Annotated in this window: 17 protein-coding genes; 13 read left to right on the top strand and 4 right to left on the bottom strand. The window is 73.5% G+C overall.

The window, feature by feature from the left end; all coding sequences use genetic code 11:
- From JXZ78_RS14525 to JXZ78_RS14515, 3 genes are all read left to right on the top strand, one after another.
- The gene (locus JXZ78_RS14525; protein ID WP_030020138.1) at window positions 1–2,679 is read left to right on the top strand and encodes an SUKH-4 family immunity protein; all 2,679 of its coding nucleotides are present in this window, start codon (window positions 1–3) and stop codon (window positions 2,677–2,679) included.
- A gap of 108 nt (window positions 2,680–2,787) precedes the next feature.
- Window positions 2,788–3,891 carry an LCP family protein gene (locus tag JXZ78_RS14520; protein WP_372498423.1) on the top strand — a complete coding sequence of 368 codons (1,104 nt, stop codon included), beginning with the start codon at window positions 2,788–2,790 and terminating at the stop codon, window positions 3,889–3,891.
- A gap of 187 nt (window positions 3,892–4,078) precedes the next feature.
- Entirely contained in the window at window positions 4,079–5,206 is a 1,128-nt protein-coding gene (locus tag JXZ78_RS14515) for a coiled-coil domain-containing protein (protein ID WP_308281026.1), read from the top strand.
- 79 nt (window positions 5,207–5,285) lie between these two features.
- Here JXZ78_RS14515 and JXZ78_RS14510 read toward each other — a convergent pair whose 3' ends face one another.
- The gene (locus tag JXZ78_RS14510) at window positions 5,286–7,304 is read right to left on the bottom strand and encodes an MFS transporter (protein ID WP_505016625.1); all 2,019 of its coding nucleotides are present in this window, start codon (window positions 7,302–7,304) and stop codon (window positions 5,286–5,288) included.
- 276 nt (window positions 7,305–7,580) lie between these two features.
- On the opposite strand from JXZ78_RS14510, the gene mfd reads away from it, so the two are divergent.
- The 6 genes from mfd to JXZ78_RS14475 all read left to right on the top strand — a co-directional run bounded on the left by mfd (window position 7,581) and on the right by JXZ78_RS14475 (window position 15,016).
- Window positions 7,581–11,120, top strand: a complete 3,540-nt coding sequence (gene mfd, locus JXZ78_RS14500; RefSeq protein ID WP_030021585.1) for a transcription-repair coupling factor — start codon at window positions 7,581–7,583, stop codon at window positions 11,118–11,120.
- A 107-nt stretch (window positions 11,121–11,227) separates the two neighbouring features.
- Window positions 11,228–11,635 carry a WXG100 family type VII secretion target gene (locus tag JXZ78_RS14495; RefSeq protein WP_078624417.1) on the top strand — a complete coding sequence of 136 codons (408 nt, stop codon included), beginning with the start codon at window positions 11,228–11,230 and terminating at the stop codon, window positions 11,633–11,635.
- Window positions 11,632–13,074 carry a putative T7SS-secreted protein gene (locus JXZ78_RS14490; protein WP_030021587.1) on the top strand — a complete coding sequence of 481 codons (1,443 nt, stop codon included), beginning with the start codon at window positions 11,632–11,634 and terminating at the stop codon, window positions 13,072–13,074. The genes JXZ78_RS14495 and JXZ78_RS14490 overlap by 4 nt, the downstream gene beginning before the upstream one ends.
- Window positions 13,071–13,682, top strand: coding sequence for a hypothetical protein (locus JXZ78_RS14485; RefSeq protein ID WP_157851642.1), 612 nt, complete (start codon window positions 13,071–13,073; stop codon window positions 13,680–13,682). Before JXZ78_RS14490 ends, JXZ78_RS14485 begins: the two co-directional genes overlap by 4 nt.
- A complete protein-coding gene (locus JXZ78_RS14480; RefSeq protein ID WP_050502670.1) occupies window positions 13,679–14,347 on the top strand; it encodes a hypothetical protein in 669 nt (222 codons plus the stop codon). Before JXZ78_RS14485 ends, JXZ78_RS14480 begins: the two co-directional genes overlap by 4 nt.
- A 144-nt stretch (window positions 14,348–14,491) precedes the next feature.
- Window positions 14,492–15,016 carry a hypothetical protein gene (locus JXZ78_RS14475; RefSeq protein ID WP_050502671.1) on the top strand — a complete coding sequence of 175 codons (525 nt, stop codon included), beginning with the start codon at window positions 14,492–14,494 and terminating at the stop codon, window positions 15,014–15,016.
- Window positions 15,017–15,075: 59 nt separating this feature from the next.
- Here the strand turns inward: JXZ78_RS14475 and JXZ78_RS14470 are convergent, their stop codons facing one another.
- Both JXZ78_RS14470 and JXZ78_RS14465 read right to left on the bottom strand, forming a co-directional pair.
- Entirely contained in the window at window positions 15,076–15,645 is a 570-nt protein-coding gene (locus tag JXZ78_RS14470) for a chloramphenicol phosphotransferase CPT family protein (RefSeq protein ID WP_030021590.1), read from the bottom strand.
- Window positions 15,646–15,662: 17 nt separating this feature from the next.
- Window positions 15,663–17,126, bottom strand: coding sequence for a DUF2079 domain-containing protein (locus tag JXZ78_RS14465; protein WP_030021591.1), 1,464 nt, complete (start codon window positions 17,124–17,126; stop codon window positions 15,663–15,665).
- 79 nt (window positions 17,127–17,205) lie between these two features.
- On the opposite strand from JXZ78_RS14465, the gene JXZ78_RS14460 reads away from it, so the two are divergent.
- Complete coding sequence (locus tag JXZ78_RS14460) at window positions 17,206–18,003, top strand: HNH endonuclease family protein (protein ID WP_050502672.1); 798 nt, start codon at window positions 17,206–17,208, stop codon at window positions 18,001–18,003.
- A 90-nt stretch (window positions 18,004–18,093) separates the two neighbouring features.
- On the opposite strand, the gene JXZ78_RS14455 is transcribed toward JXZ78_RS14460, so the two are convergent.
- Window positions 18,094–18,873 carry a DUF4190 domain-containing protein gene (locus tag JXZ78_RS14455; protein WP_030021593.1) on the bottom strand — a complete coding sequence of 260 codons (780 nt, stop codon included), beginning with the start codon at window positions 18,871–18,873 and terminating at the stop codon, window positions 18,094–18,096.
- A 193-nt stretch (window positions 18,874–19,066) separates the two neighbouring features.
- On the opposite strand from JXZ78_RS14455, the gene JXZ78_RS14450 reads away from it, so the two are divergent.
- From JXZ78_RS14450 to JXZ78_RS14440, 3 genes are all read left to right on the top strand, one after another.
- A complete protein-coding gene (locus tag JXZ78_RS14450; protein WP_275127795.1) occupies window positions 19,067–21,253 on the top strand; it encodes an N-6 DNA methylase in 2,187 nt (728 codons plus the stop codon).
- A 120-nt stretch (window positions 21,254–21,373) separates the two neighbouring features.
- Window positions 21,374–22,111 carry a hypothetical protein gene (locus JXZ78_RS14445; RefSeq protein WP_238783110.1) on the top strand — a complete coding sequence of 246 codons (738 nt, stop codon included), beginning with the start codon at window positions 21,374–21,376 and terminating at the stop codon, window positions 22,109–22,111.
- The coding region (locus JXZ78_RS14440; protein WP_275127794.1) for a serine/threonine-protein kinase at window positions 22,108–23,085 on the top strand (978 nt) is incomplete at its 3' end. The genes JXZ78_RS14445 and JXZ78_RS14440, both read left to right, overlap by 4 nt.

The raw sequence follows: 23,085 nt of genomic DNA, 5'->3' as shown, positions 1-23,085 counted from the left end.
GTGGTGACGTTCGCGCAGGCGCAGGAGCGCGCGGAGCGCTGGGTCAACGAGGACGTGTCGGGTCCGTTCCAGCGTGAGGTGCGGGTGCGGGAGTTCGATCTGGGGTTCGTGGCCTGGGCGGAGGACCGCGCGGGTGGTCCGACGACGGAGGGTGGCCGGGCCCGGCTGGTGATCGCGCGGGACAGCGGGGAGACGACGCTGTGGCCGGGGTTGCCGGTGGGTGAGGTGATCCGGCGGTACGAGGAGGAGTACGGCGCGGTGGCGGACGCCGTGGTGGCGGAGGCGCCGCCGCAGCGGATCGATCTGGAGGCGACGTCGTTCCTGCTGACGCCGCCGGAGTGGTTGCAGGAGGCGGCGGACCGGCGGACGTCGGGGGCGGGGCTGGTGGTGCCCGCGGGGGAGCCGGCCGCGTCGGCGGGTGCTCCTTCCGTTCCGGCGGGTGCCCCTTCCGTGCCGGTGGACGTCCCTTCCGTGCCGGATCAGGGTGCTTCCGTGTCCGTACCGGATCAGGCTGGTTCCGTACCGGTGCCGGGTCAGGGCGCTTCCGTACGCGACGAGCCGGCCGTCGTGACGCCGTGGGCGGGGACGGACGTCCGGGCGGACGAGGACACCGACGACCGTTCGGTGGGGCTGCCCGCGACGGTCTTCGCGCCGCCGCTGGCCGGGTTCGACGACGAGGACACGCCGCCGGCGGGCGCGGGGGCCGAGGCCAGGACGGAACTGATCGCGGGCGGCAGCCGGTTGCCGCGGACGATGATGGCGCCGGCGGTCGAGGAGGCGGGGGCCGGCGAGCCGGTGACGCCGCCGATGCCGTCGTCGCCTCCGCCGGGGCCGGGCGGGTCCGGGCCGCACGCGGCGGGGCTGGCGGAGCTGCCGCCGCCGTCCGGGCCGCCGATCGCCGACGTGCCGCCGCCTCCCGCGTACGCGGCGGGGTCCGGTGCTGCCGAAAGGCCGGGCGCGCCGGACGGTGGTACGGACGCGTCGGCGCCGTCCGCCGCCGCTCCGGCGGGCGGGTACGTCCCGACGCAGCTCGTGTCGCAGCTCGACGCCGACCAGGTGGATCTGAGTGCGGTGGACGGCCCGGAGCAGGCCGCGCCGGAAGGGGAGCAGGGGCCGCCTGCTCCGCCGTCGGCCGGTCCCGGTGCCGGTGGGGTGCACGCGGCCGCGACGATGCTGGCCGGTGGCGCCGCGCTGCCGTCCGACGCGGCCGGGTCGGGGGGCCCGGGGGGCCCGGGCGGTGCTGGCGGCTCCGCCGGCCCCGGTGTGCCGCCGCCTCCGGCGCCTCCTGGCGTGCCGCCGGGTCCGCCCGGCGGGCCGAAGGCTCCCGGTACGCCCGGTACATCCGGTACGCCCGGTGATCAGGCCCCGCCCGGCGCTGCGGGCGGTCCGCCCCCGCCACCGTCCGCCCCGCCCTCGACCGGTCCCAGTGGTACGACCGGCCCCGACGGCGGTGTGCACGCCGCCGCGACGATGCTGGCCGACGGCGCGGGAGTCCTCGGCGGCTCGGGGATGCCGCCGCCCGGCGTCCCGGGCCCGCCCGCACCCGCTCCGGCCGCCCCCGGCCCGCCCGCATCCGGCCCGGTGGCCCCCGGCCCGGCCGCGCAGCCGCCCGGGGTGCCGCCGTCCGCCATGCAGCCGCCCGCCTCCGGCGCGTACGGCTGTCCGCAGGCGCCGCCGTCCGGGCAGCCGACCGTCGGCCCCGGCTACATGGCCGTCCTGAGCTACCGCGCCCCGGACGGTTCGGAGCAGAAGATCGTGCGGCGTTCCGCGCCGGGCACCCCGCATCCGGAGTGGCAGCTGCTGCACGAGCTGCGCGGGATGAACGTCCCGCCGCAGCAGGTGCTGGAGCTGCACACGGAGCTGGAGTCGTGCGACGTGCCGGGCGGGTACTGCGCGCGGATGGTCCGTGAGACCTGGCCGCAGGTGCGGATCAGTCACACCGCGGCGTACGGGACGGAGCACGCCTCGCGGCAGCAGGGGGTGCGCCACCTCGTGGAGCACCAGGGTGAGTTGCACCAGGTGGCGGACGGTCCGGCGCGGCCTGCTCCGGTGCGGGCGCCGTTGCCGCACCCGTCCCAGGTGCAGGCGGTGCCGCCGGTACCGCCGCAGGTGTTCGGGCAGGAGCTGGAGCAGGCGTTCGGTCCGCAGGGGATCTTCCGGTTCGATCAGCGGGCGGTCTCCCGGCACGGGGTGCCGGAGGTGGTGGCGCAGACGCTGGTGTGGGCCGGGCTGCCGGTGGACTTCGGGCCGTTCTTCTGGGCGCAGGCGCAGCCGGGCCGTCCGGTGCCGACGCTGGCGGAGCTGGCCGCGGAGCGCGGGGTGCGGCCGGCTGCCGACGCGGGGTCGTACCTGGTGATGGGGAACGACTTCGGCCGTCAGCTGTGTGTGCAGTACGGGACGGCGCACATCGTGGCGGTGCCGCTGGACGGCGGTGCGCAGGGGCCGGGCGGGCAGCCGGCGGTGCCGCAGTTCGTGAACAGCGGGCTGCCGGAGTTCGTGCGCTGTCTGGCGATGCTGGGCCGGATGTGGCGGCTGCGGTACGGGCTGACGCCGGAGCAGGCGGGGCGCTGGACGGTGGACTTCCAGGCGCAGCTGGTGGCGTTGGACGCGCCGGCGCTGGGGTCGCCGGAGACGTGGTGGTCGGTGCTGCTCGAACAGATGTGGGACGGGTTGCTGTAGGGCGCGGCCGCGGGGGACGGGCGATGCGCCGGTTGCCGGTGGGCCGCCCGTGCCGCCTCCGGCGGCGCTCGACCTGCGGGACGGGCGGGTCACCATGATCCTTCGTATATGGATCAGCCGTCGTGGTCGCCGCAGCCCCCGTCGCCGGAGGGTACGTCGACGCTGTACCGGGCCGGACGCGGGTCCGGGCGTGGGTCCGGGTCCGGGGGCGGGGGCCGCTGGGGCCGCCGTCCGGACGGCCGGCGGCGCCGGCTGTCCTGGCCGAAGCGGATCGCGGTGGTGCTGCTGGTTCTGGTGGTGCTGGCGGTGGCGGGCGGGGTGGCGCTGTACGTCTGGGCGGGCGACCAGGTGCGCCGTACCGACGCCGTCGCGGACTACTCCGGCAGGCCGTCGCCGGGCAAGGGCACGAACTGGCTGCTGGTCGGTTCGGACAGCCGGGAGAGCCTGACGCCCGAGCAGCGTGAGCGGCTGCACGTCGGCAACGACCAGGGACTGAACACCGACACGATCATGGTGCTGCACCACGGGGACAGCGGCCCCTATCTGGTGAGCCTGCCGCGGGACAGCTATGTGGCGGTGCCGGGGCACGGCCGGAACAAGGTGAACGTGGCGTTCGCCGAGGGCGGACCGAAGCTGTTGACGCGCACCGTGGAGCAGGCGACGGGGCTGCGGATCGAACGCTACGCCGAGGTGGATTTCCTCGGCTTCGTGAAGGTGGTGGACGCGCTCGGCGGGGTACGGATGTGCCTGGACAAACCGCTCAAGGATGAGAAGTCGGGTGCCGACTTCCGGGCGGGTTGCCAGGAGATGGACGGAGTGCGGGCACTTGCGTACGTACGGGCGCGGTATACGGATCCGGAAGGTGACCTGGGCCGGGTCAGGCGGCAGCGGCAGCTGATCGGCGCGCTCGGCGACAAGATGCTCGGGGCCAAGGTGCTGCTCAACCCGTTCGCGCTGGTCCCGGCGCTGGACGCGGCGCTGTCGGCGCTGACGGTGGACCGGGCGGCGGGCGTGCCGGACCTGGCACGCCTGGGCTGGTCGATGAAGAAGATCGCGGACGGGGCGGGTGCGGCGACCACCGTTCCGGTGGCGAACCCCGGGGTGAACCTGGGCGGTCTCGGTGATGTGGTGGAGTGGGACGAGCAGGGAGCGCGGCGGCTCTTCCAGGCACTCCGCGAAGATGTCCCGATTCCGACTTCTGGCAACAATTGACGCATCCTTGGACGATGGAAAGGGGCGGAGTGTCGCGTAACGGTCGCTTCGAATCGATCCAGAAAGATGTGCGCGCGAGTGTGCCGCACATCGGAGAGGGGCTTGAGGGATGAGTGCATCGGTTTCGCCTCACGGGTTCGAGATCGTACGAGGACGTGGCTACCGTCCCGAGGATGTCGACCGCCGGGTGGAAGGGCTCTCGGTCGACCGTGACTCCTGCTGGGAGCGCGCGGCACGGCTGACGGTCCTCGCCAACGAGATGACGGCCGAGCTGGCGGAGCTGCAGGAGTACGTCCGGCAGCTGCCGCCGCAGACGTACGAGTCGCTGGGCGACCAGGCGCGGCTGATCCTGACGACGGCGGAGTCCGAGGCGGCGCGGCTGCGCAAGGACGCCGAGGAGGCGGCCGAGCGGGCGCGCGAGGAGGCCGAGGCGTACGCGCGGCAGATCCAGGAGGCCGCCGACCGGGCCGCGCAGGAGCTGCGGGACGAGACCGAGGACCAGGCGCGCCGTACGGTCGAGGCGGCGTGGGCCGAGGCGGACGCCATCGAGGCCGCGGCCGTCAAGGACGCCGGGCAGTGGCGGACCGCCGCCCAGGACGCGCTGCACGAGATGGAGCAGCGCACCACCGGGATGCTGCGCGAGCAGGAGCAGGAGCAGACCGAGGAGTGGGAGGCGGCCGGCCGCGACCTGGCGGCGCAGGAGGCCGACCTCGAACTGCGGGTGGCGGAGCTGGAGGAGCTGGGCCGGGCCAAGGTCGCCGAGGCGGAGCGCTTCCTCGCGGAGGCCGAGGAGGCGGCGCGGCACCGCGACGAGGACGCCGAGGCGCGCGCATCCGACCTGCTGGCGCAGGCCAGGGTCGAGGTCGAGCGGATCGAGCGGGCCACCGACCGGATACTGCGTGAGCACACGGAGCGGCGCGAGAAGGTGCGCGAGCACATGACGCACGTCCGCAACACGCTGGCCGCCCTGACGGGCAAGGCTCCCGAGGAGGACGAGCCGGCGGGCGGCGCGGCGGCCGAGGGCGCCGGGGACGTCGCGGGCGCGGGGGCCACGACGAACGCGCAGGGGGGCACGGTGCTGCTGGAGAAGGCCGGCGGCACGGGCGAGGCCGACGAGGCCGGGGGCATCGGGGGCGCCGGGGAGGCTGATGGCTCCGTCGGGGACGACGGGTCCGTACATGCGCAGGAGGCCACGGTGTCCGGTACGGGTGCGACCGCGGCCGGGGAGCCCGCCGACACGCGGGCGCCGGTGGACCCCGACAACGAGGACACCCTGGAGACGAAGCTGCCGCGGCTGCCCGAAGGGCACCAGTGACACGGGCCGCGAACCCGGCGGGGAGGGCGGCGGGCGCCGAGCGGCGCGCGTCCCTTCCCCGCCGGGCCCCGTAGCGCCGTCAGCCGCCGCTCGCGGACCCGGCCGCCGGCTGCTCCTCTCCACCCGTACCGCTCGTACCGGCTGTACCGCTCGTACCGGCTGTACCGCCCGTACCGGCTGTACTGCCCGTACCGGCTGTACTGCCTGTACTAGCTGTACTGCCCGTACCGGCTCCAGCCCCGGACCCGGCCCCGATGCCGGCGCCGTTCTCTGTCCCGTCCCCGGACGTGTCTCCCGGCCCGTTCCCCGGCTCCCCGTGGACCGGGAAGCGGCGCGGCGCGAGCAACAGCAGGATCAGGAAGGCGAGACCGGCGGCGGCCGCGGCACCGAGGTAGACGTGCTCGACGGTGACGTCCACGGCGCGCCGCAGGTAGTCGGCGGCCTGGTCGGTGAGCGCGCCGGCGCTGGCCAGGGCGTGCGAGACGGAGTCCAGGTCGTCGGGCAGGCCCGGCCGGATGTCCGTGGGCGCGGTGGCCAGCCGGCCGTTGAGGGTGGCGTTGGCGACGGCGCCGAAGAGGGCGGCGCCGACGCACTGGCCGACCTGGCGGCAGAAGAGGATCGAGGCGGTCGCGGTACCGCGCTCCTCGAAGCCGACCGAGGACTGCACGCCGATGATCAGCGGCAGCTGGAAGATCCCGAGCGCGGCGCCGAGCGCGAACATCAGCAGCGCGGGCTGCCAGGCTGCACCGGGGTAGGGGAGCAGCAGGAAGCTGAGCAGGACGAGCGTGGCGGCGCCGATGCCGATCATGGCGCAGTTGCGGATGCCGACGCGGTTGTAGACGTGGCTGCTCAGCGCGGCGGACACCGGCCAGCTCAGGGTCATGGTGGAGAGCACGAAGCCGGCCGCGATCGGGCCCAGGCCCAGTACGGCCTGGGCGTAGGTGGGCAGGAAGACGGTCGGCGCGACCATGAGCAGGCCGCCCGAGCCGAGCGCCAGGTTGACGGCCGAGATCGTCCGGCGGCGCCAGACCCAGCCCGGGATGATCGGTTCGGCGGCGCGGCGTTCGATGAGGACGGTGGCGGCGCCGCAGAGCGCGCTGCCCGCGAAGAACAGCAGCGAGGGCACGGAGAGCCAGGGCCAGGCGACGCCGCCCTGGACGAGGGCGGTCAGCAGCAGGCCGCCGCAGGCGAAGATGGCGAGCGCGCCGGGCCAGTCGACCCGGGGGCGCCGGGTGCGGTCCCGCGCGGGCAGTGATTCGCGGAAGTGCCGGACGACGAGCCAGAGCGCGAGGGCGCCCACCGGCAGGTTGACCAGGAAGATCCAGCGCCAGTCGGCGTAGGCGGCGAGCAGGCCGCCGAGGGCGGGACCGGCGACCGAGGAGGTCGCCCAGACGGTGGACAGCCTGGCCTGGATCTTGGGCCGTTCCTTCATCGGGTAGAGGTCGGCGGCGATGGTCTGGACGGTGCCCTGGAGGGCGCCGCCGCCCAGCCCTTGCAGGACGCGGAAGGCGATGAGGGAGGCCATGTTCCAGGCGGCCGCGCACAGCAGCGACCCGGCCAGGAAGATGATCACGCCGGTGATCAGGATGGGTTTGCGGCCGAAGGTGTCGGAGAGCTTGCCGTAGACGGGCAGGGTGACGGTGACGGCGAGCAGATAGCCCGAGAAGAGCCAGGAGAACACGGCGAATCCGCCGAGGTCGCCGACGATCTGCGGGACGGCGGTCGCGATGATCGTCGAATCGAGCGCGGCGAGCGCCATGCAGAGCATCAGGGCGGCCACGACACGGCCGCGCCCGGCGGGGGCCCGGGGTATCGGGGGTACGGGGGCGGCGGCCGCCTCGGCCGCCGCGCCCGACCCGGCCCCGGCGCCCGCCCCGGACGGCGGAACCCCACCGCCCCGCCCGGCCTCGGCGCTCCGCCTGGGCCCCGTAACCCGCCCGGCCTCCGTACTCCGCCCGGCTTCCGCGCCCCGCCCGGCCTCCATACTCCGACCGGCCCCGGCCCCGGCCCCGGCCCCGGCCCCCGTCCCGGCTCCCGCGCCCGTCCCGGCCCCCGCGTCCCCGCCGGCCCCTGCACCCCGGCCGGTGGTGCTGTTCACCGTCCCCGCCGCCCCTTCCGTTTCCGTCCGGCCGCTCGCGCGGTGGCCGTTCCTGCTGTCCTGACTCACGTGCCCCCCTCGGCTTTTGCGTGTACGCGACACCCTTCCACGCGGGCGCCGCTACCGGAACGGAATCCCGCGTCCGGGTCGGGCGGGTTGCCGGGGCGAGTGGAACGCGGGTGTCAGCAGGGAGTCGTACTCTTGGGGAAACCCGGCCCGTCGCACGTGCCGGGCTGCTCGCGTTGTTCGCCTCACCGGGACGGAAAAGCCATACTCATGAGCCTGACTGGTCTGCTCGACGCCGTCGCCCAGGACCCGGCGCTCGCCGAAGCCGTGCGGGCCGCGGCAGACGGCAACCGTCCCCAGGTGGACCTGGTCGGCCCGCCCGCCGCCCGTCCGTTCTCCATCGCCGCCCTCGCGCGCCGCAGCTCCCGTACGGTCCTGGCGGTGACCGCCACCGGCCGGGAGGCCGAGGACCTGGCCGCCGCGCTGCGCTCGCTGATGCCGGCCGGCGAGGAGAACGCGGTGGTGGAGTACCCGTCCTGGGAGACGCTGCCGCACGAACGGCTCTCGCCGCGCTCGGACACCGTCGGCCGCCGCCTCGCGGTGCTGCGCCGCCTCGCCCACCCCAGCCAGGACGACCCCACCGCCGGCCCGGTGCAGGTGGTCGTCGCGCCCGTACGCTCCGTGCTCCAGCCGCAGGTCAAGGGCCTGGGTGACCTGGAGCCCGTGGCGCTGCGCACCGGGCAGACGGCGGACCTGGAAGAGATCGTGGACGGGCTGGCGGCCGCCGCCTACGCCCGCGTCGAACTGGTCGAGAAGCGCGGCGAGTTCGCGGTGCGCGGCGGCATCCTGGACGTGTTCCCGCCGACCGAGGAACACCCGCTGCGGATCGAGTTCTGGGGCGACGACGTCGAGGAGATCCGCTACTTCAAGGTCGCCGACCAGCGGTCCCTGGAGGTGGCGGAGCACGGGCTGTGGGCGCCGCCGTGCCGTGAGCTGCTGCTGACGGCCCAGGTGCGGGCGCGGGCCGCGGACCTCGCGGAGCAGCATCCGGAGCTGGGCGAGCTGCTGGGCAAGATCGCCGAGGGGATCGCCGTCGAGGGCATGGAGTCGCTGGCCCCGGTGCTGGTCGACGACATGGAGCTGCTGCTGGACGTGCTGCCGGCGGGCAGCATGACGGTGGTGTGCGACCCGGAGCGGGTACGGACGCGTGCCGCCGACCTGGTGGCCACGTCGCAGGAGTTCCTCCAGGCGTCGTGGGCGGCGAGCGCGGGCGGAGGGAAGGCCCCTATCGATGTCGGCGCCGCCTCCCTCTGGGGCGTCGCCGATGTCCGGGACCGGGCCCGTGAGCTGGGCATGATGTGGTGGACGGTGAGCCCGTTCGCCGCCGACGAGGAGCTGGACGAGGACACCCTCAAGCTGGGGATGCACGCCCCGGAGACGTACCGCGGCGACACCCAGCGGGCGCTGGCCGACACCAAGCGCTGGATCGCGGACGGCTGGCGTTCGGTGTTCATCACCGAGGGGCACGGCCCGGCCGCCCGTACGGTCGAGGTGCTGGGCGACGAGAACATCGCGGCCCGCCTCGACCCGGAGCTGGGCGAGCTGTCCCCGTCGGTCGTGCACGTCTCGTGCGGCTGCCTCGACAACGGCTTCATCGACCCGGGCCTGAAGCTGGCGGTGCTGACCGAGACGGACCTGACCGGCCAGAAGTCGGCGAGCAAGGAACTGGGCCGGATGCCGGCCCGCCGCCGTAAGACCATCGACCCGCTGACCCTCCAGGCGGGCGACTTCATCGTCCACGAGCAGCACGGCGTGGGCCGGTACATCGAGATGGTGCAGCGCACGGTCCAGGGCGCCACCCGCGAGTACCTGCTGGTGGAGTACGCGCCGGCCAAGCGCGGCCAGCCCGGCGACCGCCTGTACATCCCCACCGACCAGCTGGAGCAGGTCACCAAGTACGTGGGCGGTGAGGCGCCGACGCTGCACCGCCTGGGCGGCGCCGACTGGACGAAGACCAAGGCGCGCGCCAAGAAGGCCGTCAAGGAGATCGCCGCCGACCTGATCAAGCTGTACTCGGCGCGGATGGCGGCGCCCGGCCACACCTTCGGCCCGGACACCCCCTGGCAGCGCGAACTGGAGGACGCGTTCCCGTACGCGGAGACGCCCGACCAGCTCACGACGATCGCCGAGGTCAAGGAGGACATGCAGAAGTCCGTCCCGATGGACCGGCTGATCTGCGGCGACGTCGGTTACGGCAAGACCGAGATCGCGGTGCGCGCGGCGTTCAAGGCCATCCAGGACGGCAAGCAGGTCGCGGTGCTGGTGCCGACGACGCTGCTGGTGCAGCAGCACTTCGGCACGTTCACCGAGCGGTACGGCCAGTTCCCGGTCGTCGTCAAGGCGCTCAGCCGCTTCCAGACGGACACCGAGGCCAAGGCCACCCTCGAAGGTCTCAAGGACGGCTCGGTCGACCTGGTCATCGGCACCCACCGGCTGTTCTCCTCCGAGACCAAGTTCAAGGACCTGGGCCTGGTCATCGTGGACGAGGAGCAGCGCTTCGGCGTCGAGCACAAGGAGCAGCTGAAGAAGCTGCGCGCCAACGTGGACGTGCTGACGATGTCCGCCACGCCCATTCCCCGTACGCTCGAAATGGCGGTGACCGGCATCCGGGAGATGTCGACGATCACCACCCCGCCGGAGGAGCGGCACCCGGTCCTGACGTTCGTCGGGCCCTACGAGCAGAAGCAGATCGGCGCCGCCATCCGGCGTGAACTGCTGCGTGAGGGCCAGGTCTTCTACATCCACAACCGCGTCGAGTCCATCGACCGGGCGGCGGCCCGGCTGCGCGAGATCGTGCCGGAGGCCCGTATCCAGACCGCGCACGGCCAGATGGGCGAGGCGCAGCTCGAACAGGTCGTGGTCGACTTCTGGGAGAAGAAGTTCGACGTGCTCGTCTCCACGACCATCGTCGAGTCCGGCATCGACATCTCCAACGCCAACACCCTGATCGTCGAGCGCGGCGACAACTTCGGCCTGTCCCAGCTGCACCAGCTGCGCGGCCGCGTCGGCCGTGGCCGCGAGCGCGGTTACGCCTACTTCCTCTACCCGCCGGAGAAGCCCCTGACGGAGACCGCCCACGAGCGTCTCGCGACCATCGCCCAGCACACGGAGATGGGCGCGGGCATGTACGTCGCGATGAAGGACCTGGAGATCCGCGGCGCGGGCAACCTCCTCGGCGGCGAGCAGTCCGGCCACATCGCCGGCGTCGGCTTCGACCTGTACGTACGGATGGTGGGCGAGGCGGTCGCCGACTACCGGGCGTCCCTGGAGGGCGGCGTGGAGGAGGAGCCGCCGCTGGAGGTCAAGATCGAACTGCCGGTGGACGCGCACGTCCCGCACGACTACGCCCCGGGCGAGCGGCTGCGCCTCCAGGCGTACCGGGCGATCGCCGCGGCGTCCTCGGAGGAGGACATCACGGCCGTCCGCGAGGAGCTGACCGACCGCTACGGCAAGCTGCCCGAGCCGGTCGAGAACCTCCTCCTGGTCGCCGGCCTGCGGATGCTCGCCCGCTCCTGCGGCGTCACGGACATCACGCTCCAGGGCTCCAACGTCCGCTTCGGCCCGGTCGAACTCCGCGAGTCCCAGGAACTGCGCCTCAAGCGCCTCTACCCGCGCACGGTCCTCAAGCCCGCCACCCGCCAGGCCCTGGTCCCCCGCCCGTCCACCGGCAAGATCGGCGGAAAGCCGCTGGTCGGACGGGAGCTGCTGGCGTGGGTCGGGGAGTTCTTGACGTCGATCCTGGGGTCCTGACGGTCCCGCCCCGGTCACTTCGGCCGGCCGGGGCGGGCGGCCGGGTCCGCTGTCACCGTGTTTGACTACGATGCCGTGGCAGACCGGACGAGACACGGGGGAAGACGTTGGGCGGCAAGTTCCAGGTCGAGACGCACGAGCTCGACCAGCTTCTACGGCAGTTGAGCACCGGGCGCGAGGACATGGAGAAGGCGCTCAACGCCCTGGAGCACGTGGGGCCGAAGAGCACCGGCAGCGTGGCCCTCGACCACGCCTGCGACGAATTCCACGACAGCTGGGACGACGCGATCAAGAAGATCGCGAAGGGCACCCAGCAGATCGAGGAGAAGCTCAAGGCCACCAAGAACAACTACGCGGAGACGGAAAAGGCCATCCGGGACGCCATGACCAAGGGCGCGGCCCCGCCGATGCCGGGCCAGCCGGCACCGCCCAACGTGGGCGGGTACCCGGCCGGCCCGCGGCCGTCGGCACCGTCCCCGTCCCCGTCGGCCGCCCCCGGGGCGGGTGCCCGATGAGCGACGACAAGGAATTCCCCGGCCTCGGCTTCAACCCGGCCCCGGGCAAGGTCGAGAGCGTCGAGGACCTCAGCAACAAGATCAACCGCGCGTCCGGCGGCCTGGAGAGCGCCCACAAGACGCTGATGGGCATCGCCAAGGGCGGCAAGACGTGGGAGGGCCTGGCGGCGAACGCCTTCTCCCAGCACGTCGGTGACCTGCCGAAATCCCTCTCCGACAGCGTCGATGCGCTCAAGCAGGCGTCCACCCAGCTCGGCGGCTGGCGCGGCAAGCTGTCCGGCTACCAGAACACGGCCCGCCAGTACGAGGCGCAGGCCAAGGCGGCCAAGGAACGCATCAAGACGCAGGAGGCAGCCCACGACCGGGCGACCAACGACTACAACCAGGCCGCCTCGGCCCCCGCCTTCCGGCTCGCCGGCCAGTACTACACCGACCAGTCGGCGCTCAACGAGGCCCAGAGCAAGCTCGATGCCGCCCAGGCCCGCCTGAAGACCGCCGGCCAGCAGCTCGACGACGTCGGCAAGCGCCTCGACGCGGCCAAGGACGAGCTCGACGACATCATCAAGAAGGCCAAGGAACTCCTCGAACACCACCAGTCCGACGCGCGGGACGTCGCCGACCGGCTGCGCAAGGCCAACAAGAACGCCCCGGACATCAGCCTTTTCGAGCGCCTCGGCGACGCCTTCAAGCGCATGGGCCACGCCATCAAGGAATGGTGCGTCAAACACGCCGACCTGCTGAAGACGATCGGCGACTGGCTCGGCAACATCGCGGGAGTCCTGGGCGTCCTCTCCCTCCTCACCATGTGGTGCCCGCCGCTGTCCGGCGCCCTCGCGCTGGCGGGCGGCGCGCTGTCCTTGGGCTCACTGGCGGCACATGCGGGGGCGAAGCTGGGTGGAGCCAAGGTGAGTTGGACGGATCTGGGGATGGATGCCGTGGGGGTGATTCCGTTCGGGAAGTTCGCGAAGGTGGGGGCGATGGGGAAGGTCAAGGTCCGGGTGGGGACCACGTCGGTGCCCGACGCGGTGACGGGAATCTCCCGGCAGGTGCAGAGCGTGGACAAGGTGGCCCGGGTGAACCACCTTGAGGGGCTGGTGCAGCGGGGCGTGGCCTCCAGCGACGAGCTTGCGCAGGGGCGGCGCATCGGTCGCTACCAACCGCCGGCGGGGCGGGTCTTCGAGGCGGACGGGTTCAGCAACCGCATGCGGCTGGCCTGGGAGAACCAGGTCAGCGGCACCATGGCGGCAGGCGCCACGGAACAGGGCTGGGCCAAGACCCTGGCGAAGATCCCCGGTGTCAAGGACGCCGATTCCTTCAAGGCGGCGCTCCGGGCGGACGGCACGCTCGACCCCATGTCCTGGTGGTCCAAGGGCCCGCTCGTCGGACAGGGGGCCGTGAGCGCCGGGGTGGGCATATATCAGACTGCTAACGAGGGGTGAGCGTGAACCACCGACACGAAACCGGCGGCGGACCCGCCTATCTGTCCCGGACCTGGCTCCTCGTATGGTTCGTGCTGCAGTGGCCGGTGCTTCCCTGCGCTCTGGCGCTCCTGGTGGCCTGGTACGTCTGCTTGTTCCTCGCGAACGCGGTCGTCGAGACCGAGCCCCGTCTCAGTTACATCGTCCCGCTCTACCTCGGTCCCCGGCGGCTCGCCCGCGAATGGAACCGGAACCCGGGCCGTTGGGAAGACCACTTCCGGGCGCTCCTGCCCGAGCTGCGCAAGGAAGTGCCGAAAATCAAGACACCGCTGGGCCGGCGGGTCGAGTATCCGTTTTCGGGCAGCTTGAAGTACCAGATCACGCACATTCCTGCGGAGCATGGAGAGCACGCCGACATCGCGTTCACGGTCCCCCCGCATCACTACCGCGGATGCGGGCCGGAAGCCGCCCGGCGCATCGCCCGGGCCGACGGCTGGCGGATCGTCGCGCCGGGAAGTTCCATCGGAAACTGCCTGACCCCTGACGACCGCCACGGCCTCGTCCTGGCCATCCCCGCCCCGCGCATCGCCCCGGCCCCGCCCCCCACCACCCCCTCCGGAAAGCCATGAAGAACTTCACCCAACTCCAGATCGAGATACCGGACGGGTTCCACACCCTCGGCCTCGAAGGCGACGACGCCTACCGTGAGGACTGCATCCGGGAGATGGCGGACCTCGTCTGGTCCGAGGGGACCGATCTCCAGCGCGACACCATGGCGGCCGTGTACGACGAGATGGCCGGGACCTTCGCCGACGACGGGGCGTTCTACGCCGGTGTCTGCTTCGTGGGCATGGAGGACGACCGCGTCAGTACGGCGTCGGTGGTCGCCCGGCTCGACGACACGGACGCGACCGACGCCGACCTCGTCGCCACCGGTCTCGCGGAGGCGCTGTCCCACACCACGACGGACGTCAGCGTGACGCGGGTGCCCGCCGGGCCGTGCGTGGTGTCCTTCCACGGCTCGGAATGGGTGCCGGCCGAGGGCGCGGAGCCGCTCGGCATCGCCCGCGTGGACGCGCAGATTCCCGTACCGAGCCGCGCCCAGCTGCTGACGCTCTCCCTCAGCACTCCGTCGCTGACCGAACTGCCGGTGTACGTCAACCTGCTGCGCCTCATCGCGGAGACGGTGGCGGTCGTGGACGCCGAGTCCCCGTCCGATGCGTCCGACCCCGGCGCCGAGGTGGTCACCGGTCAGCGCAACGTCGCCGACGAGATGCGCTCCACCTTCGGCTGAGGCGCGGCGGGCCCGGCGGTTTGTGCTGCCTTCTGCCCGATTCAGGCACCTTGCCGGTGACCGGTAGGAGATATCGCTCTATGGTCAGGCTGCCCCGTGTGTCTCACGGGGCCACCCGACCTCAGAGAACTGGATGTTCCCACCGTGATAAGACCCCGCCGCGCCGCCCTGTCCGCCGCCTCCCTGATCACCGCGGCCCTGGTCGCCCTCTCCGGATGCACACCGGACGGCGGTGCGGACAAGGGGGGCGCGGCGAGCCCGTCCGCGACAGCCTCCGCGACGCCTTCGCCGTCCGCGTCGCCGACCGAGAGCCCGAGCCCCAGCGCCACGCCGACTGCCACGCCGACTGCCACGCCCACGCCGACGCCCACGCCTGAGGCCGCCGAGCCGCCCGCGCCGACGCGTAAGGCGCCCCGGACCGGCGGAGGTTCGGGCTCCGGTTCCGGCGGTTCGTCCTCCGGCGGGACCGACTCCGGCGGTTCCGGCTCCAGCTCCAGCTCCGGTGGTTCCGGCAGTGACGCCTCCGACGATGTGATCCTCGCGCCGTCCGGCAACCACTACCGCCGCGGCCAGTTCTGCAAGAAGGCCCACCTCGGTCTGACCACGAAGGACTCGCACGGTGCGACGCTGTCCTGCGAGATGCAGAGCGGGCGTCCGCACTGGCAGTGAGCCGTGCCCGCGCGCGGCGTCCGTACCGGCGGTGCGCGGAAACGGTCCGCCGCCTGCCCTCACCCCACGTACGCGGCGATCCGCCGAGCGCAGGTGAGGGGATCGTCGACGCCGGTGTCGACCTCCACGTCGTAGACGACGCGCCGATGGACCAGTGCGGCCTGCGACTCGGCCATGCCGGTGATCCGGTCGCCGCGCGCGGCCTCGCGGGCGGCGGCCGTCTCCGGGGCGCAGCGCACGCCGACCCACAGCACCGTCAGGCCCTTCAGCGCGCGGCGCCAGCGTTCCTGGCCTTCGGCGCCGCCGAGGAAGACCTCGTCCAGGAGGACGCCGGTGCCCGTGCGGGCGATGGCGGCGACGCCTTCCTGCCAGTCGTTCTGGAGGGCGCGGAAGACCGGGCCGACGGTGATGCTGCCGTCGGGGGCGAGGCCGAGGCCCGGTGCGGCCCCGGACGCCTCCGGTATGACGAGCGAGGGTGGCAGGGCCTCGATGAAGGAGTCGACGCCGAACGTCAGCCAGGGCCGGGGCAGGATCTCCTGGAGCTGCCGGATCAGGGTGGAAGTGCCGGAGCTGGAGCCGCCGTTCAGGACGACGACGTCGGTACGGGTGCGGGACGGGCCGGTGGTCATCGGGCCACCGTACGGAGTCAGAGCCGGCCTGTCCGCTGCATTACCGCGATGTCGCCGGCGGCGCCGAGGACGCCGTACACGGCCTTGGGGTGGCGCTTGCGGGTGTCCTCCAGGGCCTGTGCGGGCTTGCGGCCGTCGTGCAGTTCCACGGCGACGTAGTCGGGGTCGATGCCTCGGGTGTCCCCTATCCAGAAGACCCGGGTGCGGTCGGTCAGGCGGGAGATGGGCCGTATGTCGGCCTCGACCGTGGCGCCGTCGGGGATACGTTCCAGCAGGTGCTCGGCGGCCGTCGCGGACGGCGGTTTGCGGTAGGTGCCGGCCTCGGTGAGGCGGGCGAGCGGGAGGGTGGTGGTCAGGGCCAGAGCGGCGGCCAGTACGGCGGCGGGCAGCTGGTGGGCGTAGGCGCGGAGCCAGGGGCGCGCGGAGACCAGCGTGCGTGGCAGGGCATCGGCCAGGGCGAGGAAGACCACCGGCATCAGGACGGCGTTGTAGTGCCAGTCGATGCCCCAGTAGTGCGGTTCGTGGGAGAGGAACCGCCAGCCGAGGGTGGGGAGTGCGGCCAGCAGCAGGGGCGAGCGCAGCGCGAGCAGGCCGGTGGTGGGCAACAGGAGCCAGAGCAGGGTGCGGACGGCGGTGTCCGCCGGGATGCGGGGGGCCGGGCCGCCGTCGCCGCTGAGCTTGTTCCAGTAGTCGTACGAGCCGGAGCCGTTGAAGCCGGGGATGATCATGCCGAGGGTGACGGCGGTGGCCGCGAGGCCGAAGGCGACGAGTGCGACGGCGAGCGGCACGGCGCGCCGCGCGCGGACGAGGATCAGCGCGCCGATGACGGCGGCGGTCACCCCCAGGTCCTCCTTGACCAGGACGAGCGGCGCGGCCCAGCACACCGCCGCGGTCCAGCGGCCGCGCAGCACCGCTTCCAGCGCGAAGGCGATCAGCGGTACGGCGAAGGCGATCTCGTGGAAGTCGAAGTCGACGGCCTTCTGCAGGCCCCAGGACAGCCCGTACGCGACGCCGACGGCCAGGCCGCGGCCCTGCCCCAGGAGGCGGACGGCGATCCGGGTCACCGGCATGGCCGAGAGCGCGAAGAGGAAGGCCTGCGCGAACAGCAGCGTCTGGGCGCTGGGGAAGATCCGGTAGAGCGGGGCGAGCAGGGCCAGGACGGGGCTGAAGTGGTCGCCGAGGATGTTGGTGCCGGGGCCCTTGAGGTCGGCGACCGGAGCCCGCAGGTGCGCGTAGGCCCGTACGGCCTGTTCGAATATGCCGAGGTCCCAGGAGGACGTCGCCATCGAGCGGAAGCGCAGGACGGAGACCGTGGCGAAGAGGACGAAGAAGGCCGCGGCGGTCCAGTAGGGGAGCAGGCGCGGGCCGCGCAGGGCGGCGGTCCGGGCGCGGAGGCGGCCGGGGGCCGGCGCGTATCCGCTTCCGGTGGCGGGCACGGGCGTCGTCCTGCCGCTGGTCGCGGTTGCTGCGGCCGTGTCCATGGGCGTCCTTACTCTCAACTTCCGAAAAGATATCCGAGGCCGTTGAACCGGCCGGTATTGTCGCCTGCTTTGAGATGGGATGTCCCTCTTGCACCGGATACGGACCGTATCGTCGCCCCGCGTCAGGACCCTGCCCAGCACCCGCCGCGGCGGCGCCGTCGCCGCGGCCGGGCTGGCCGCGCTGCTCGCCCTCACCGGCTGCACACCCGGCGGCGGCAAAGGGGGCGGTACGGGAGAAGACGGCGGTACGGCGTCGTCCGTTCCCGCCGCGGGCGGCACCGCGCTGCACGCCGTCGGCACGCTCACCGTCAAGGGTCGCGCCCCCAAGACCGGTTACACTCGCGCGCGCTTCGGCACGGCCTGGGCCGACACGGACGGCAACCACTGCGGCACGCGCGACGACATCCTCAAGCGGGACCTGACGGAGGTGCGGTTCACCGACGGCCATTGCAAGGTCGCCTCCGGGACGCTGAAGAAGGACCCGTACACCGGCCAGGCGGTCCAGTACGAGCGCGGGCGCAGCAAGGTGGACATAGACCACCTCGTGGCGCTGTCGGACGCGTGGCAGAAGGGCGCGCAGCAGTGGCCGGGCCGCAAGCGCGTCGCGCTCGCCAACGATCCGCTCAACCTGATCGCCGCCGACTCCTCCGCCAACCGGCAGAAGGGCGACGGGGACGCGGCGACGTGGCTGCCCGCCAACAAGGCCTACCGCTGTGACTACGTGGCGCACCAGGTGGCGGTGAAGAAGAAGTACGGGCTGTGGGTGACGCAGGGGGAGAAGGACGCGATGACCCAGGTGCTCGGCGGGTGCCCGAAGCTGAAGCTGCCGGCGGGCGGCGGGCCGACGGAGGCGCCGGAACGGTTCACCGCCGAGTAGGGGCGGTACGGGGGTGTGCGACAGGCCGCCGGCCCGGTTCCGCGTGCTGCGGTTCCGGGCCGGCGGCCGGTCTGTGGGCGGTCCGTACGGTCAGAGCGTGAGCTGCCAGTGGGTCGCCTTGTGGTCGAAGCCGGGGCGGACCTCGACGTCCAGGGTCTTCGCGCCGGCCGGCACGTCGAAGGCGAAGTCGGCGGTGGCGGTCTTGCCGGCCGTCATGGTGCCGCTGAAGCCGGCGCCGGACTTGTCGTCGTAGATCCGCTCGGCGGGCTTGCCGTCCTTGCCGGCCCGCGCCTCGACCGTCACCAGGTCAGCGGCGACGTCCTTGGTGCCCTTGTTCTCCAGCCGCACGGTGACCTTGTAGGACTTGTTGCCCTTCGTGTGCCCGATCGCGAACTCGCCGGGGGTGAAGGAGGCGGGCTTGGAGACGGTGACGTTCAGGCCGGTGCCGTAGACGGCGGTGGCGCCGCCCTGGTACTCCTTCGTGGCCGCGCCGCCGTCCTTCGGCTTGGCCTCCGAGCCCTCCAGGGCCTTGTTGACCTCCTTCACCGCCTGGTCGACCGCGGTCACGGTGACGATCAGGCCGACCACCGACGCGATCAGCGCGAGGACACCGAAGACCGTGCCGGTCACGGCCACGCCCTTGTTGGTGGCCTGCCTGCGCTTGACTCTGCCGAGTCCCACCAGGCCGAAGATCAGGGCCAGTACGCCGAGGATGCCGGCCAGCCAGAAGAGCAGCGGGATCAGGCCGCTGAGGGTGCCGATGATGCCGAGGGTGAGCGCGGCGATGCCCAGTCCGTTGCGGGCGGCCTGCTGCGGCGGCATGCCCGTCGGGGGCTGCGGCGCGTGCGGGTGGTGCATCTGGTGCGACATGGAGATACGGCCCCTTCCGGGCGCTGGAGCGGGAGATCGGCGGTTCAGGGCGCAGGGGTGCGCTACGAACCGGGACGAGCCGGTTCCGTTGTGTGAACCGGTGGTGCGGTGGGTCAATAACAGCACCACCTGTGAACCGAGTCAACACGAAACACGAAGTGGGGTTAATTCACGCCGTGAAGGGGGTGGTGGCATGTTCGTGGGTATGCTCGGCGACACAGGCAGGTCAGGGCGCGAGCGGACGGGAGCCGGCCAGGTGGCGGAGACAGCAGCGACGACGGACAGCGGACCGGCCGACGACCCGGAGCCCGCGCCCGTGACCGAGGTGACCGCCGCCGGCATCGCCCGGCTGGCCGGCGTCGGCCGCGCCGCGGTCAGCAACTGGCGCCGCCGGCACACCGGCTTCCCCCGGCCCGTCGGCGGTACGGAGACCAGCCCCACCTTCGCCCTCGCCGACGTCGAGCACTGGCTGCGCGCCCAGGGCAAACTCGCCGAGGTGCCGCTGCGCGAACGGGTCTGGCAGCAGCTCGTCTCCCACCCGGACGGCGCCGCCACCGCCCTGCGGCACGCCGGCGCCGTCCTGCTGTTCGTCCGCGACCGGCCCGCCGCCTGGCGCCGCCTGAACGAGGCCGCCGACGACACCGAACTGGCCGGCCTGCTGCCCGCCCCCCTCGCCTCGGTGCTCGCCGCCCACCTGGGCCGCCACCACCCCGTGCACGGCCTGACCCGCGACGCCCTCCTGCCCTCCGCCGCCCTCGTACGGGCCACCGCGGAACTCGCCGCCGGCGAGGACGGCGCCGTACCGGCCTTCGAGTTCCTGCTGGGCCGTCACCTGGACGCCAACCCCCGGCAGTACACCCTCACCCCGCCCGGCCCGGCCGCCCTGATGGCCGCGCTGGCCGGACCGGCCCGTACCGTCCTGGACCCGGCGAGCGGCACCGGCAGCCTCCTGGACGCGGCCGCCGACGCCGCCGAGGACACCGCGGAGCTGTACGGGCAGGAGGCCGACCCGGACCTGGCCGCGCTCACCGCGCTGCGCCTGGCGCTGCACGCCCCCGCCGCCCAGGTGCGCGTGCACGCCGCCGACACCCTGCGCGCCGACGCCTTCCCCCAGCTCGCCGCCGACGCCGTCCTCGCCCACCCGCCGTTCAACGAACGCAACTGGGGCCACGACGAACTGGCCTACGACCCGCGCTGGGAGTACGGCTTCCCGGCCCGTACGGAATCCGAACTGGCCTGGGTGCAGCACGCGCTGGCCCGGCTGCGCGAGGGCGGCACCGCCGTCCTGCTGATGCCGCCCGCCGCCGCGTCCCGCCGCTCCGGCCGCCGCATCCGCGCCGACCTGCTGCGCCGCGGCGCCCTGCGCGCCGTGATCGCCCTGCCCGCCGGGGCGGCACCGCCGTACGGCATCCCGCTGCACCTGTGGGTCCTGCGCAGGCCGGGCGCCGCCGCCCAGCCCTCGCCGCACCTCCTCGTCGTCGACACCGCGGCCCTCGCCGCGGGCGGCGCCCCCGGCCGGGACAGGCCCGACTGGCAGGCCGTACGGACCACCGCGCTGGAGGCGTGGGAAGCGTTCGACCGGGACGGCGGGGTCGAGGAACGGCCCGGCGTACGGCGCGCCCTGGCCGCCATCGACCTGCTCGGCGACGACGTGGACCTGGCCCCGGCCCGCCACCTGCCGCCCCCCTCGGCCGCCGGCGGCCTCGCCGAACTGGCCACCGTCCGGGAGCGGCTGGCCACCACCCTGTCCCGTACGGCCGAGCTGACCCCGGCCGCGGCGGGCGGCCCCGACGCCGCGCCCGCCCGCTGGCCGCTGACCACCGTCGGCGAACTCGCCCGCGCCGGTGCCCTCGTGCTGCGCGCCGGCGGCCCCGGCACCGCGACCGCGGACACCGCGCCCGCCGTCCTCACCGAGCACGACGTCATCGGCGGCACGGCACCCGGCGGCGCGCTGCCCGAGAGCAGCGGACCCGCCGAGGAGCCCGTGCTCGTGGCGGCCGGGGACGTCGTGGTGCCCGTCCTGGGCGGCGACGCCGTCGCCCGCGTCGTCGACGAGGCCACCGCGGGCGCCGCCCTCGGCCGCAACCTCTTCCTCCTGCGGCCCGACCCGGCCGCCCTCGACCCGTGGTTCCTCGCGGGCTTCCTGCGCGGCACCGCCAACACCCGGCAGGCCAGCAGCTACGCGTCCACCGCCACCCGCCTGGACGTCCGCCGCCTCCAGCTCCCGCGGCTGCCGCTGGCCGACCAGCTCCGCTACGGTCGGCGCTTCCGCGAACTGGCCGCCTTCGAGGAGACCCTGCGCCTCGCCGCCCGGCTGGGCGAACAGCTCGTGCAGGGGCTCCACGACGGTCTGACGGACGGTTCGGTGACGCCTGGCTGATTTCCTACAACCCCGGCGGCCTCAGCGGTGTCGTATATACGCTCGATCTCACCAGGCCGAGCATGTCCCGGCAACCGCACCCACCGCCCCACGCCGGGCCTCGATCCGTCAGGAGCAGTCATGCACGGCCCCGCCCCGGCAGCACCGCCGCACCGCCCCGCGCCGCACCGTCCCGCGCCGCACCGGACGGTCGTCCTGCTGCGGGTGGTCTTCGTGGCACTGGCCGTGCTCAGCCTCGGCTTCCTGGCCTGGGTGACGCTGCTGCGCGCCGCGCTCGTGCAGCGCCGGCCACTGGGCTGGTGGGTGTTCGGCGCGGACCTGGCCCTCGTCTTCGCCGCGATCGTGGTCGCCGGCGGCCGGGACGAGAACTCCTGGCAGTCGAACGCCAGCGCGGCGCTGATCCTCCTTCAGATGGCCGGGGCCGTCGTGTACTACCTGGTCGTCGACGGGCGCGCGCAGCGTGTCACGGCCGAGTGGCCGCAGTACGGGACGGCGGGCGCGGGGAGCGGCTACGGCGCGGCCGGAACGGGGTACGGCCGTCCGGGGCCGGAGGGCACCGGGTACGGCTATCCGGGGCCGGACGGCGGCGGGTACGGCTACCCAGGGCCGGAAGGCACCGGGTACGGCTCCCCCGGGCCGGGCGCCGCGGGTTACGGCTACCCCGGACCGGCCCAGGCCCAGGCCCCGGCCCCCGCGCAGCCCCCCGCACCGCCCGCCCCGAACCCGTACGCCGGACCCCGGCTGCCGCCTCAGCAGCCCCCCGCCGCCCCCTACGCGTCCCAGCCCCAGCGCATCGACCGCGTGCGCGCCGAACTGGACGAGCTGAGCGACTACCTCCGCAAGGAGGAGGGCCGTTGAACGGACGCGTCGTCGCCGAGCGCTACGAACTGTCCGCGCTGCTCGGCCAAGGCGGCATGGGCCAGGTCTGGATCGCCTACGACCGCCGCCTCGACCGCCGCGTCGGCGTCAAACTGCTGCGCCCCGACCGGGTGTCCGGCACCCCCGACGCGGAGGAGATGCGCCGCCGCTTCGTCCGCGAGTGCCGCGTCACCGCGCAGGTCGACCACCCCGGCCTGGTCACCGTCCACGACGCGGGCAGCGACGGCGACGACCTCTTCCTCGTCATGCAGTACGTCGAGGGCGCCGACCTCGCCGACCACCTGGCCGAGCACGAGCCGTACCCCTGGCCGTGGGCGGTCAGCGTCGCGGCGCAGCTGTGTGCCGTGCTGGCGTCCGTGCACGCCGTGCCGATCATCCACCGCGACCTGAAACCGCGGAACGTGATGGTCAAGCCGGACGGCACCCTCACCGTCCTCGACCTCGGCATCGCCGCCGCCCTGGACACCGACACCACCCGCCTGACCAGCACCGGATCGCCCATCGGCAGCCCCGCCTACATGGCGCCCGAGCAGGCGATGGGCGGCTCGGTCGGCCCGTACACGGATCTGTACGCGCTCGGTGTGCTGCTGCACGAGCTGCTCAGCGGCGAGGTGCCGTTCGCCGGTTCCACGGCGCTGGGCGTGCTGCACCGCCACCTGTACGAGCCGCCCGTACCGGTGCGCCGCCTCCGGCCGGACGTGCCCGAACAGCTGGAGGCACTGGTCCTGCGGCTGCTCGGCAAGGACCCGCAGGAGCGCCCCACCGACGCGCAGGAGGTCTACCAGGCGCTGGTGCCGCTGTTGCCCACCGCGGCCCAGGGCCGGGCCGGTACGGGCACGGGCGCGCCGATGGACCCGACCCGTCCGTTCCTGCACCCGCACGCGCCGTGGCCCGCCCGCGCGGCCGCGCCCCCGGCCCCGCGGCCGGTCGTGGCCCCGCCCGCCGAACCGCGG

The organism is Streptomyces monomycini (assembly GCF_022271435.1).
GTDB lineage: Bacteria > Actinomycetota > Actinomycetes > Streptomycetales > Streptomycetaceae > Streptomyces > Streptomyces monomycini.
This window is presented reverse-complemented; position numbering and strand designations above follow the sequence as displayed.